We start from the raw sequence: 13,351 nt of genomic DNA on the forward strand, positions 1-13,351 counted from the left end.
AAAGATCCTGATTTTTAAGAAAGGCCTTGTCAGCTGTGAGTACGCAATTGGGGAAGACCGTCGCCGAGCCAGTAAAGCCAGAAGAGCAGTTGGACTACCACGCTCTGAACGCGATGCTGAATCTCTACGATGCAAACGGCAAGATTCAGTTTGATAAAGACCGCGAGGCCGCTAACCAATTCTTCCTGCAGCACGTTAATCAAAACACGGTCTACTTCCATGATCTGGAAGAAAAGATCGATTACCTGATTAATAACAAGTACTACGACCCGCAGGTCATCGAGCAGTATGAGTTCTCCTTTATTAAGGAGCTATTCAAGCGCGCTTATTCCTATAAGTTCCGCTTCAAGTCCTTCCTGGGTGCGTATAAGTACTACACCAGCTACACGCTGAAGACCTTCGATGGCCGCCGCTACCTCGAGCGCTTTGAGGACCGCGTGTCCATGACTGCCCTGTTCTTGGCGGACGGCGACGCAGGCCTGGCCGAGCACCTCGTAGACGAGATCATGACCGGCCGCTTCCAGCCGGCAACCCCGACCTTCCTCAACGCCGGCAAGGCCCAGCGCGGCGAGCTCGTCTCCTGCTTCCTGCTGCGCATCGAGGACAATATGGAGTCCATCGGCCGCTCCATCAATTCCGCATTGCAGCTTTCCAAGCGCGGCGGCGGCGTGGCCCTGCTGCTGTCTAATATCCGCGAGTCCGGTGCCCCGATTAAGCACATTGAGAACCAGTCTTCCGGCGTCATCCCCGTGATGAAGTTGCTGGAGGATTCCTTCTCCTACGCCAATCAGCTCGGTGCCCGCCAGGGTGCCGGTGCGGTCTACCTCAACGCGCACCACCCGGACATCATGAACTTCCTGGATACCAAGCGCGAGAATGCGGATGAGAAGATCCGCATTAAGACCCTCTCGCTGGGCATTGTCGTGCCGGATATCACCTTTGAGTTGGCTAAGCGCAATGATGATATGTACCTCTTCTCGCCGTATGACGTCGAGCGCGTCTATGGCAAGGCCTTCGGTGACATCTCCGTCACCGAGCACTATGAGGAGATGGTGGAAGACCCACGCATCCGCAAGAAGAAGATTAACGCCCGCCACTTCTTCCAGACCGTGGCCGAGCTGCAGTTCGAGTCCGGTTACCCGTACATCATGTTCGAGGACACCGTAAACCGCGCGAATCCGGTGAAGACCTCGTGGATCAACATGTCCAACCTGTGCTCGGAAATCCTGCAGGTCAACTCCGCCTCCGAATTCAACGCGGACCTGACTTATGAGGAGCTGGGCAGCGATATTTCCTGCAACTTGGGTTCCCTGAATATCGCGATGACCATGGATTCGCCGGACTTCGCCAATACGGTGGAAACCGCCATCCGCGGCCTGACCGCAGTGGCGGATAAGACCTCCATTGATTCCGTGCCGTCCGTGCGCCGTGGTAATGACGAGTCCCACGCCATCGGCTTGGGCCAGATGAACCTGCACGGTTACTTGGGTCGCGAGCACATCGAGTATGGCTCGGAAGAGGGGTTGGACTTCACCAATGCCTACTTTGCGGCCGTGCTGTATGCGGCGCTGCGCGCCTCCAATAAGATTGCCCGCGAGCGCGGCGAGTACTTCACGGAGTTCCCGCAGTCCGAGTATGCCTCCGGCGAATTCTTTGACCGCTACGATCCGGAAGAGTTCAAGCCGAAGACCAAGAAGGTGCAGGAGCTTTTCGACGCCTCTTCGATCCACACCCCGTCCGCCCAGGACTGGGAGGACTTGAAGCAGGACGTGGCCAAGCATGGCCTGTACAACCGCAACCTGCAGGCGGTGCCGCCGACGGGCTCGATTTCCTATATCAATAACTCCACCTCGTCCATCCACCCGATTGCCTCCAAGATTGAGATCCGCAAGGAGGGCAAGATCGGCCGCGTCTACTACCCGGCGCCGCACATGGATAATGACAACCTGGAGTATTTCAAGGACTCCTATGAGATTGGCTACGAGAAGATCGTCGATACTTATGCCGTAGCCACCAAGTATGTGGACCAGGGCCTATCGCTCACGCTCTTCTTCAAGGACACCGCGACCACCCGCGATGTCAACCGCGCGCAGATTTATGCGTGGCGCAAGGGCATTAAGACCTTGTACTACATCCGCCTGCGCCAGATGGCGCTGGAAGGCACCGAGGTCGAGGGCTGCGTATCCTGCATGCTCTAAACCGTTGCTAGGGCGCCTCGCTGCACGTCGTGGGGAAGGACGTGCATCGAGGCGCTTAGCCGTTTTCTGCCCGGGTGCGGTCGAGGATGGTGCGGGAGGTTTCTTCGGCGGCGTCGGCAAGCCCGGCATCAATGGCGCGGGCCAGTTCCATGTGCAGCTGTGTGGTGCCGCCGATGGGGTCGCGCTTGCGGGAGCCAAAAACCGACTTGCCCTTGAGCATCGCCACCAGGGAAGGGGCGAGTGCGGCCAGCATCTCATTGCCGGAGGCCCGCAGGATGAGGGTGTGGAAGCGCAGATCGGTTTCTAATTCTTCGCCTACGCGCGGAGACGGGGTGGATTCCAGCTCGGCCAAGCGCGCGGCGAGGCCCAGCAATTCAGCTCGCTGCTGGGCGGTGGCATTGCCTGCAGCCAGACGCGCGGCCACCGGTTCGATGCCAAGCCGCAGCTCGTTGAGTCGGGCCACTTGCTGCCCGCGCGTTTTATCGTTGTCTAAGCGCCAGCCAATGACCGCCGGGTCATAGACCGCCCACTTTTCCATCGGCAGCACCGTGATGCCCACGCGGCGCCCAGAGCTGACCATTCCGAGGTGCTCCAGGGCGCGCATGGCCTCGCGGGCTACGGTGCGGGAGATGCCAAAGCGCTTTTCGACGTCCCCCAGCCGGAACCGCTCACCCTCTGCGAGGTCTCCGCTTACTATTTCCGCGCCGAGTTGATCCACCACGGAGCCGAGTAGGGGAGGGGTGGAGCTCATGGTGGGTGAATCCTCTCTGTGCAGGCACTCGGTATAGCTGGGATCAGTATAGGCATGAGGCATCCACCACAATGGCTAAGAGGCCGGGCGAATTGGGTATGCTGGGGAGCTAAAAGTGTCCGCATTATGTATTGGAGTGACGCCGCGTGTCGCACGAGTACGATGACTACGTTTCTAGTCATGAAAAGCCAGTTAAGGCCATTAACTGGAATAGCATCCCGGATGAAAAGGACCTCGAGGTTTGGGATCGCCTCACCGGTAATTTCTGGCTGCCAGAAAAGGTCCCCGTCTCCAATGACCTGCCCAGCTGGAAGACGCTGACGGAGAAGGAAAAGGAAACCACCATGCGGGTCTTTACCGGCCTGACGCTGCTGGATACCATCCAGGGCACGGTGGGTGCGATTTCCCTCCTTCCGGATTCCCAGACTCTGCATGAGGAAGCGGTCTACACCAATATCGCCTTCATGGAGTCCGTGCACGCCAAGTCCTATTCCAATATCTTTATGACCCTGGCGTCCACGCCGATGATCAACGATGCCTTCCGCTGGTCCGAAGAAAACGAGAACCTGCAGAAGAAGGCCAAGATCATCTTGTCCTACTACAAGGGCGATGATCCGCTGAAGAAGAAGGTGGCCTCCACGCTGCTGGAGTCCTTCCTGTTCTACTCCGGCTTCTACCTGCCGATGTACTTCTCCTCCCGCGCGAAGCTCACCAACACCGCCGATATCATCCGCCTGATTATCCGCGATGAGGCTGTGCATGGCTACTACATTGGTTATAAGTTCCAGCAGGCGTATAAGCAGCTGGATGAAGAGCGCCAGGCGGAGCTGAAGGAATACACCTTCGACTTGCTCTATGACCTCTACGACAATGAGATCGACTACACCGAGGATCTCTACGATGACCTGGGCTGGACCGAGGACGTTAAGCGCTTCCTGCGGTACAACGCCAATAAGGCACTGAATAACTTGGGCTTTGAGGGGCTCTTCCCAGCCGATGAGACCCGCGTTTCCCCGGCTATCTTGTCCTCGTTGTCGCCGAACGCCGACGAGAACCATGACTTCTTCTCTGGTTCGGGTTCGTCCTATGTCATCGGCAAGGCTGAGGACACCACGGATGATGACTGGGACTTCTAAGCATTCCCGTTGATCAGCGTGGTCTAGCGGCACACCTTTTGCTCGAACTCAACCGAAAGGTTGATAACGAGCGGGGGTGTGTTTTTGCGTTTTGGGCCCGCACAATTCGGCGCGGCTGTGACATATAGCACGCTGGATCTTTGGCGAAAACCGTCGGTGGAAATAGTGGCCGCGCCACGTGCAGGGGCAATGTGGCAGATGTGGTCAGTGGTGAGGCTTGGCCTTGTGGCGAAGTATTGGGGGAAGCTGGAAAGAACAGGGGAAAATGGCCTAATATAAGGCGAGTAAACCTAGGTGTAGGTGGAGTCTGTCCACAGACACTTTGTTATTCAGGAGGATTTTATGACCGCTGTGGCGCCACGGGTCGACGATTACGTCGCCCCCACACGTCCAGAGCCAACCGGTAACGCGAAGACCGGTTCAAAGGCTTGGGTATTTCTAACCACCACCGACCACAAGCAGCTGGGCATCATGTACTTGATCATGTCCTTCAGCTTCTTCTTCCTCGGTGGCTTTATGGCACTGTTGATCCGCGCGGAGCTGTTCACCCCGGGTCTCCAGTTCTTGTCCAATGAGCAGTTCAATCAGCTGTTCACCATGCACGGCACCGTGATGCTGCTGCTGTTTGCGACCCCAGTCGTGTGGGGCTTTGGTAACTACATCCTGCCGCTGCAGATTGGTGCGCCGGACGTGGCCTTCCCGCGTCTGAACGCCTTCGGCTTCTGGGTTACCCTGCTGGGCGGCACCGTGATGCTGCTGGGCTTCGTTACCCCAGGTGGTGCGGCTGACTTCGGCTGGACCATGTACATGCCGCTGGCTGATGGTGTCCACACCCCGGGCATCGGCGCTGATATGTGGATCGTCGGCGTGGGCGCTACCGGTGTCGGTACCATTGCCTCCGCTGTCAACATGATTACGACCATCCTGACCCTGCGCGCACCGGGCATGACGATGTTCCGTCTACCGGTCTTCAGCTGGGCTGTGTTTACCGCGTCCGCCATCGTGCTGATGATCTTCCCGCTGCTGACCGCTGCGGCACTGGGCGTTCTGTATGACCGCAAGCTGGGCGGCCACATCTACGATTCCGCTAATGGTGGCGGCATCCTGTGGCAGCACCTGTTCTGGTTCTTTGGCCACCCTGAGGTTTACGTCCTCGCGCTGCCGTTCTTCGGCGTTGTGTCTGAGGTCGTTCCGGTCTTCTCCCGCAAGCCGGTCTTCGGCTACATCGGCCTGGTCTTCGCACTGCTGGCCATCGGCTCCCTGTCCATGGCTGTGTGGGCACACCACATGTTCGTCACCGGCGCTATCCTGCTGCCATTCTTCTCCTTCATGACGTTCCTGATTGCGGTTCCAACCGGCGTTAAGTTCTTCAACTGGGTCGGCACCATGTGGAAGGGCCACATCACTTGGGATACCCCGATGATCTTCGCCATGGGCTTCATGGCAACCTTCCTCTTCGGCGGCATGACCGGCGTTATGCTGGCATCCCCGGCACTGGACTTCCACCTGGCTGAGTCCTACTTCTTGATTGCACACTTCCACTACACCCTGTTCGGTACGGTTGTGTTCTCCGCCTTCGCCGGCCTGTACTTCTGGTTCCCGAAGATGACCGGCCGCATGCTGGACGAACGTCTGGGCAAGATTCACTTCTGGCTGACCTTCATCGGCTTCCACGGCACCTTCCTGGTTCAGCACTGGGTCGGCAACATGGGTATGCCGCGTCGTTACGCTGACTACCTGGAGTCCGATGGCTTCACGGTCTTCAACCAGATTTCCACCATCTTCTCCTTCGTCCTCGGCGCTTCCGTTATCCCGCTGGTGTGGAACGTATTCAAGTCCTGGCGCTACGGCGAGATCGTCACCGTGGACGACCCATGGGGCTACGGCAACTCCCTCGAGTGGGCAACCTCCTGCCCGCCGCCGCGCCACAACTTCGTGTCGCTGCCGCGTATCCGCTCCGAGCGTCCGGCCTTCGAGCTGCACTACCCGCACATGGTTCAGCGCATGCGCGAAGAAGCACACGTGGGTAGCCACTAAAGCGATATAACTCGCTAAAGCACTCCTGACTTAAGCCGCCTCCCAGCCCGCCAAGGGCCGTGGGAGGCGGCTTTGGCGTATCTTATTTGCCCCACGTGCGATAATGGGCGGCGTGAGTACCCAAGCTGATACCTATGCCGTCATTACCACCACTGGGCCGGACAAACCTGGGGTCTCGGCTGCCTTCTTCCGCGTGTTGGCGTCTTATAGCGCCGCGCTTGTCGACGTCGAACAGGCCATCTTTTCCGGCCGTATCACCCTCGCTGCCCATACCCGCATTCCCAGTGCGCGCGCCGAGCAGATTGCACAGGGGTTGCGCAATACCTTGAGCATCTACGGGCAGCAGGTATCCGTGGACGTGCGGGAGGAGGAATCTAGCGCGCGAGCTCGCTCTACGCATGCGGTGGTCCTCATGGGAACGGAAGTAACCGCCCACCACGTAGAGGAGGTCGCCCGCGTATTGGCCAACTTCGATGCCAATATCGATCGCATCCGCGGGCTTTCCACCTCTCCACTGACCGGCCTAGAGCTTTTCTTGTCCCTCGATGGTTCCGCGGCACTGGTTCGCCAGGCGCTAGCAGAGTTGGCACAGCAGATTGGCATCGACATTGCCATCGAACCGGCGGGTCTGGGCCGGCGTTCCAAGCGCCTCGTCTGCTTCGACTGCGATAGCACCCTCATTCAAGGCGAGGTCATCGAGATGCTGGCCGCGCACGCCGGCAAGGAGGAAGAGGTTGCCGCAATCACGGCCCGGGCTATGCGCGGCGAATTGGACTTTGAGGAGTCCCTGCGTGAGCGCGTGGCCGTTTTGGCCGGCCTGGATGCTTCCATCATGGATGAGGTAGCCCGCGAGATTCAGCTGACCCCCGGTGCCCGCGAGACTATTGCCACGCTCAACCACATCGGTTATCGCACCGCTGTGGTCTCGGGCGGGTTCATCCAAGTCCTGGAGGGCCTAGCCGCAGAAATGCACTTAGACTACGTCCGCGCCAATACCTTGGAAATCGCCGATGGCAAGCTCACCGGCCGCGTAACCGGCAAGGTGGTTGATCGCAAGGCCAAGGAGGGATTCCTGCGGGAGTTCGCCGCAGATTCCGGGGTAGGCATGCGCCAGACGGTCGCCGTGGGCGATGGTGCCAATGACATCGATATGATTACCGCCGCGGGGCTGGGCATCGCCTTTAACGCTAAGCCGGCGCTGCAAGAGGTGGCGGATACCTCGGTAAATCACCGGCGGTTGGATGAGGTACTACAGATTTTGGGAATTCCGGCCGAGGAGGTTGTTCGTGGATAAGTTTGAAGTAGCCCACCAGCGTTTGGTGGAGGCATGTGATTCGCGTTCGTGGCGCGATGACCCAGAAAACCCCGACGAGCCCGCCACCATCCAAGCGATGCAGATTGTGCTTAACCTGCCAAAGCAGGAGCCGCCGGCGCGCACGGAGGTGCTGGAGGCGGCCGCCAGCGCCGTTGTGGCCGTGTGCTTGGACGAGCGCGCGGGGGAGGACGGGGCCTTCGCCCACGCCCTGGGCCAGTGGTATGGCCACCGCATCCGCAAAATCGCCCGCCGGGCGCGCAATAAGGCCTGGCGCGATGTGCAGAGCCTGCCGGGCGTGACTGTGGCGGACCGTGCCCGGGCCTTCGCGCCTTCGGCCGTGGGGGAGGTGGATCCGCTCATCGGCAAGCTGCAGATCGGTCACACTGACCTTGCCTATGATGAGCCGGGAGCCCCGCTTGGCGACGCCCCCGTCATCTACGTCGACCGCAGTCTCGATATGTCTGCCGGCAAGGCCGCAGCGCAGGTGGGCCACGGTTCGATGATGCTCGCCGCGGCGATGTCGGTGGAGGAGGCTTGTGCCTGGGCCGACACGGGTTTTGAGCTTTCGGTGCGCGAGGTGCCCGGCGAAGATTTTCGCACGGCCTGCGCGCAGGACGGCGCCGTGGTGATCGTGGACGCCGGGTTTACGGAGATTGCTCCGGACTCGGCTACCGTGTGCGCCCTGCGGCGACCAATCGCTTAAGCGCGCCGCGCACCGTATCCGCGTCGGTGGTCTGCCAAAAGCTTGGCATGGAGGCCTTGAGGAAGCTGCCGTAGCGCTTATATTCTAAGCGGTTATCGAGCACGGCCACCACGCCGCGGTCGGTTACGTGGCGCAGCAGGCGGCCTGCGCCCTGTGCCATGAGCAAGGCGGCGTGGTTGGCGGAGACCTCCATAAACCCGGAGCGGCCCGCAGCATCGGCCGCCTGGGCGCGCGCCTGCATCAGGGGATCATCCGGCCGAGGAAACGGAATGCGGTCGATGATGACCAGCGAACAGGCCGGCCCCGGCACGTCCACGCCTTGCCACAGGGTAAGCGTGCCGAAGAGGCAGGAGTTTTCCTTTTGGGAGAATTTCTCTACCAGTGCGCCGATGGAATCCTCGCCTTGTACGAAGAGGTCAAAGGGGATGCGCGGCTTGAGGGCGGTGGCCGCCTCATCCGCGGCGCGGCGGGAGGAGAACAGACCAAGCGTGCGCCCGCCGGCGGCCATAATGAGCTCGTAGATCTCATCGATGGTTTCTTTGGGCAGGCCATCGCGGCCCGGCGCGGGCAGGTGCTTGGCGGTATACAGGATGCCGGATTTGGCTGGGTCGAAGGGCGTGCCCGCATCCAAGGTGTCGTAGGTGCCGCTCGGCATGCCCCACTGCGCGGCCATGGCATCGAAGCGGCCGCCGAGGGCGAGGGTGGCCGAGGTCAGCACCACCGTCTGCTCCCCAAAGAGGTTCTCGCGTAGCATGTGGGCGATGGAGAGGGGCGCCACGGCGAGGGTCTCGGCGTCGCTGCGCGGATCGCGCTCGAGCCAGACGACGTCGTCTTGCTTGGCCGGGTCATCGGTGGCGAAAACCTCCAGCATGCGCGCCACGGCCTGCGCGAGGTCGGAGAGGTGGTTGCTCAAGTTTTGGCGCTCGGCGTTTTTCTCTGGGTCGTCGGTCGCTTCGCCTTCTGGTGCGCGAGAAATGAGGGACTTAACGCGCAGGAATTCGTCGGCAAGCGCGCGCAGGTGGCCCTGGGAAGTTTCATCCAAGTCGGTCCAACGGCCGGGCTCTTGGATTTTCATCAGGTCATCAAATTCCTCGGCCAAGTCCGAGAGGCTACCGGCATTGCCCAGCGACTTCGCGCGGTTGGCGGCCATCTTGATGGCGCGGGTAGTAATCTCCGCGGTGGATACAGAGGTGATGCGGCCGTCGAGCTCATGAGCCTCATCGATAATGGCGACGTTGTGCTCCGGCAAGATATTTGCCTCAGAAACCGCGTCGATGGCGAGCATGGCGTGGTTGGTGACCACGATGTCGACGTCGGCAGCCGCCCTGCGAGCCTCTTCCGCAAAGCAATCCGGCCCGTGCGGGCAGCGCGACGCGCCCAAGCACTCGTTGGAGGTGACCGATACCGCCCGCCATACCAAGTCCGGTACGCCAGGCTCTAGGTCATCGCGGTCACCGGTGTCGGTTTCCTGCGCCCACTCGTGGATGCGGCGCACGGCTTTGCCGCGGTGGGAGATCTCGGATTCGTCGATAAGAGCTTCCGGGTCATCCGGGGTAGCCGCAATCTTATTCATGCACAGGTAGTTATTGCGGCCCTTCATGATGGCGAAGGTGGGCGTACGCTCCATCACAGGGGCGAGGGCCTTAGTAAGCCGCGGCAGATCGCGCTCCACCAGCTGGCGCTGCAAGGCTAGGGTCGCGGTGGAGACGATGACGGTGGACCCCGAGTTCATCGCATGCCGGATAGCCGGGACCAAGTAGGCCAGGGATTTACCGGTACCGGTACCGGCCTGCACAGCTAGGTGGCGCTCCTTTTCGAGCGCGGCCGAGACGGCCGTGGCCATGCGCACCTGGCCTTCGCGCCGGCTGCCGCCCAGCGCATCAACGGCCTTTCCCAGCAGCGTTTCCGTGTCGAGGTTTAGGGGCTCATCTGCGTGCTCACTCACCCCACACAGTCTAGCGACCTACTTTTTAAAGCCCACCATCCGCGTGGGCACGGCCGCTTCATCGCGGGAGAGCGCCAGGCCTTCCCATGGCAGGGTCTTGCGGGCCTGATCCAAATACTCGCGCGAGGCATGCAGATCAGGCAGCCCGTCGACGATGTGGCCATCGCGCATGAGGGGAATGGTCATCTCGCGGGTATCGAGCTGGCCGGTATCCGGCGCTGGTGCCTCAAAGGGATAGACGATTTCCTCTACGGCGACGCCGGAGGAGCGGTAGGTGCGCAGCGCCCGCTTGGCACCGCCGACGGATTGCTTGGAGGAAGAGCGCTTCGCCACTGGGATGCCGTCTACCTCTACGACCTTGTAGACCATGCCCGCGGTGGGCGCACCGGAGCCGGTTACTACGGACGTGCCGACGCCGTAGACGTCTACCGGATCGCCGCGCAGGCCGGCGATGGCGAACTCGTCAAGGTCGGAAGATACCACGATATTGGTGTTGTGATTGCCCAAATCATCCAGCTGCTTGCGCACGCGGCGGGTAACCGCACCCAGGTCACCGGAATCGATGCGAACGCCGCCGAGCTTCGGTCCACCTACCTTCACTGCGGTCTCGACGCCCTTGGTGATGTCATAGGTATCGACCAAAAGCGTGGTGTCTACGCCAAGGGTGTCGATCTGGGAGCGGAAGGCGGCCTCTTCATTCGGGGTACCATCCGGGTTGGTATGCGCCAAGGTCCAGGAGTGGGCGGCAGTGCCGGAGACCGGAATGCCGTAGCGGTAGCCCGCCTCCAAGTTGGAGGTGGCATTGAAGCCGGCCAGGTAGGCCGCGCGGGCGGAGGTTACCGCCGCATACTCGTGGGTGCGGCGCGAGCCCATCTCGATAATGGGGCGGCCGTCGGCCGCCGTGACCATGCGGGAGGCGGCCGAAGCCACCGCGGAATCGGCGTTCATGATGGACAAGATGACGGTCTCAAGAACCAAGCATTCCCCAAAGGTGCCGCGCACCGTCAGGATGGGGGAGTTGGGGAAATAAAGCTCGCCCTCGCGGTAACCGTCAATCTGCCCGGAAAAGCGGTAGTGGCGCAGGTACTCCTTAGTCTGCTCATCCAGGAAGTCCATCTCCGCTAACTGATTGGCCGAGAAGCGGAAATCCTCCACTGCGCGCAGGACGCGTTCGGTGCCGGCAACTACGCCATAGCGGCGCTCATTGGGCAGGCGGCGGCTGAATACCTCGCAGGTGACCTGGCGGTTTGCCGAGCCATCGCGCAGCGCGGCCTGGAGCATCGTTAGCTCATATTTATCCGTGAGCAGTGCAGTAGAGCGATCATTAGGGATAGCTTTGTCATTCACGGGAGTGATAATACCCACTGACTAGGTGGTTTTCAGGGGTTTAGATTCTTTGGCGCCGGAATGTGCGAAGCCAGATTGCGCGGGCCCACAATAGATTCTCAAATATGGTTAGGCTAGAGGGCATGAAGGCGCAATTTCCTGTAGTCCGGATGAGCTCTCCGATGGCTACGCCCGAATTGGATGAAGAACTCGACGTAGACGTAGCCACGAGCGAGAACCTGCCGTGGATGTGCATCGTGTGGGATGACCCCGTCAACTTGATGAGCTACGTGTCCTATGTATTCCAAACAGTGTTGGGCTATGACAAGAAGCGGGCCAATGAACTCATGATGCAGGTCCACACCGAGGGTAAAGCCGCCGTGTCCAGCGGCGAGCGCGACAAGATTGAAGCGGACGTGAAAAAGCTCCAGATCGCCGGTCTGTGGGCAACGATGCAGCAGGCAGGTTAAATAGATGCAACCGTGGAAGAAAAAGAAGTCCCTCATGCGCGCGCCGAAGATCACGGCCGTATTTGAGCCGATGGAGCGCGAGGTCCTGGGCGATCTCACCGCCACCGTCTCTGAGGCGATCATTAAGCGCGCCCAGTCCGCGCCCAAGGACGAGCTGGCGGAAATGCTGGACATGCCCACCGGCCACACCGAGGCCCCGGACGATCCCTCGCTGGCGCGCCTCTTCCCGGACTTTGAAATGCCCGCCGATGAGGAATATGAAGGCGATGCGTCGTTGCTGCGTTCCCTGCATGAAAACGACATTGCGCGCGCCAAGCTGGAAAACCTGCAGGTGATTGGCTCTGCCCTCGGACCTACCGGTGGGGTAGAGGTCACCATCAACGAACAAGAGGCCCAGGCCTTCGTCGCTGGCCTCAACGACCTCCGCCTCTTTGTCGCGGCGGGCGATGTGGCCGATGACAACCTGATGTCTGACCGCGATAGCCTCGTGGAGTGGCTGGCTTTTTGCCAGGATTCGCTGCTGCAGGTGTTGATGGACTAATGCCGGACGGCATGAGCATCGGGCACTATAGCGGCACCGATACCGGAGTCACAGTGCTCTACTGCGGGCCGGGCGGAGCGCTCGGCAGCGTCGATGTGCGCGGCGGCGGCCCAGGCACCCGCGAAACGGACCTTTTACAGCCGCACAATACGGTCGAGCGCGTCCACGCCGTGGTGTTAGCAGGCGGCTCCGCCTTTGGCTTGGCCGCTGCCGACGGCGTGATGAATGAGCTGGCAGAGCAAGGGATCGGCTTTCCCGTCTTCGGGGAGGACAAGCCTGGGCCGCGCGTGCCTATCGTTCCCGGCGCCGTGATTTTTGATCTGCTGGTCGGGCCTTCCCGTCCCGGTCCGGAGGAAGGCGCAGCCGCGCTGCGAGCCGCATTCACGGGCAGCGACGAATCCATGGGGTCGGTGGGAGCCGGCGTGGGTGCTACTGCTGGCAAACTGCGCGGCGGCTTCGGGCTGGCCACGCGCCGGGTGGGTGACTACGAGGTCAGCGCCGCGATGGTTGCCAACCCCGTGGGCGAGGTCATCGAGCCGCAGTCCGGCCGGCTGTACGGCGCGCCGGGGCGCACCCCGGTCAATGCTGCCGCCTACCGCGCCTTGCCGCACCCAGCGGAGTCCAAGCTCAATACCACCATTGGCGCCGTGCTTACCGACGCCCCCGTTACCACCGCCCAAGCCCAGCGCCTGGCCATGACTGCCCACGACGGCATCGCCCGCGCTGTACGCCCTGCGCATTCGCCGCTGGATGGGGACACGATTTTCGCCTTGTCCACTGCCGAGCGCCCGGCCGAACTGAGCACGCAGGTGATAACCCAGCTGTGCGCCGCGGCCGCCGACGCCGTGGAAGAAGCCATCGTCAACGCGGTCACCGCCGCCGACCCCGGCCTAGGCTTGAGCGCGTACCGCGATCTGCTGGACTAAGAT

General features: G+C 61.1%; 11 protein-coding genes. 8 read left to right on the plus strand and 3 right to left on the minus strand.

What is annotated here, in order from left to right:
- Nucleotides 1–35: 35 nt before the first annotated feature.
- Nucleotides 36–2,198 (plus strand): class 1b ribonucleoside-diphosphate reductase subunit alpha, encoded by a 2,163-nt coding sequence (nrdE, locus tag I6J28_RS04650; RefSeq protein WP_204611072.1) that lies wholly within the window; start codon nt 36–38, stop codon nt 2,196–2,198.
- A gap of 55 nt (nt 2,199–2,253) precedes the next feature.
- Here the strand turns inward: nrdE and I6J28_RS04655 are convergent, their stop codons facing one another.
- On the minus strand, nt 2,254–2,949 hold the full coding sequence (locus tag I6J28_RS04655; protein ID WP_204611073.1) for a FadR/GntR family transcriptional regulator: 696 nt from the start codon (nt 2,947–2,949) through the stop codon (nt 2,254–2,256).
- A 146-nt stretch (nt 2,950–3,095) separates the two neighbouring features.
- Here I6J28_RS04655 and nrdF point away from each other — a divergent pair, with 146 nt between their 5' ends.
- From nrdF to I6J28_RS04675, 4 genes are all read left to right on the plus strand, one after another.
- Nucleotides 3,096–4,085 carry a class 1b ribonucleoside-diphosphate reductase subunit beta gene (nrdF, locus tag I6J28_RS04660; RefSeq protein WP_204611074.1) on the plus strand — a complete coding sequence of 330 codons (990 nt, stop codon included), beginning with the start codon at nt 3,096–3,098 and terminating at the stop codon, nt 4,083–4,085.
- A 342-nt stretch (nt 4,086–4,427) separates the two neighbouring features.
- Nucleotides 4,428–6,122 (plus strand): aa3-type cytochrome oxidase subunit I, encoded by a 1,695-nt coding sequence (ctaD, locus tag I6J28_RS04665; protein ID WP_179386926.1) that lies wholly within the window; start codon nt 4,428–4,430, stop codon nt 6,120–6,122.
- A gap of 103 nt (nt 6,123–6,225) precedes the next feature.
- On the plus strand, nt 6,226–7,416 hold the full coding sequence (serB, locus tag I6J28_RS04670) for a phosphoserine phosphatase SerB (protein ID WP_204611075.1): 1,191 nt from the start codon (nt 6,226–6,228) through the stop codon (nt 7,414–7,416).
- The gene (locus I6J28_RS04675) at nt 7,409–8,140 is read left to right on the plus strand and encodes an aminoacyl-tRNA hydrolase (protein WP_204611076.1); all 732 of its coding nucleotides are present in this window, start codon (nt 7,409–7,411) and stop codon (nt 8,138–8,140) included. Before serB ends, I6J28_RS04675 begins: the two co-directional genes overlap by 8 nt.
- Here the strand turns inward: I6J28_RS04675 and I6J28_RS04680 are convergent.
- On the minus strand, nt 8,106–10,085 hold the full coding sequence (locus I6J28_RS04680; protein WP_204611077.1) for an ATP-dependent DNA helicase: 1,980 nt from the start codon (nt 10,083–10,085) through the stop codon (nt 8,106–8,108). The genes I6J28_RS04675 and I6J28_RS04680 overlap by 35 nt on opposite strands.
- Nucleotides 10,086–10,103: 18 nt before the next feature.
- Entirely contained in the window at nt 10,104–11,432 is a 1,329-nt protein-coding gene (locus tag I6J28_RS04685) for a nicotinate phosphoribosyltransferase (protein ID WP_204611079.1), read from the minus strand.
- Between the two features lie 122 nt (nt 11,433–11,554).
- Between I6J28_RS04685 and clpS the strand changes: the two genes are divergently transcribed.
- The 3 genes from clpS to I6J28_RS04700 are packed head-to-tail and all read left to right on the plus strand — an operon-like array spanning nt 11,555 to nt 13,348.
- Complete coding sequence (clpS, locus tag I6J28_RS04690; RefSeq protein WP_005323948.1) at nt 11,555–11,881, plus strand: ATP-dependent Clp protease adapter ClpS; 327 nt, start codon at nt 11,555–11,557, stop codon at nt 11,879–11,881.
- A gap of 4 nt (nt 11,882–11,885) precedes the next feature.
- On the plus strand, nt 11,886–12,422 hold the full coding sequence (locus I6J28_RS04695) for a DUF2017 domain-containing protein (RefSeq protein WP_204611081.1): 537 nt from the start codon (nt 11,886–11,888) through the stop codon (nt 12,420–12,422).
- The gene (locus I6J28_RS04700; RefSeq protein WP_204611409.1) at nt 12,422–13,348 is read left to right on the plus strand and encodes a P1 family peptidase; all 927 of its coding nucleotides are present in this window, start codon (nt 12,422–12,424) and stop codon (nt 13,346–13,348) included. Before I6J28_RS04695 ends, I6J28_RS04700 begins: the two co-directional genes overlap by 1 nt.
- Nucleotides 13,349–13,351: the final 3 nt, after the last annotated feature.

This window comes from Corynebacterium tuberculostearicum (genome assembly GCF_016894265.1).
Taxonomy (GTDB): Bacteria; Actinomycetota; Actinomycetes; order Mycobacteriales; family Mycobacteriaceae; genus Corynebacterium; species Corynebacterium tuberculostearicum_D.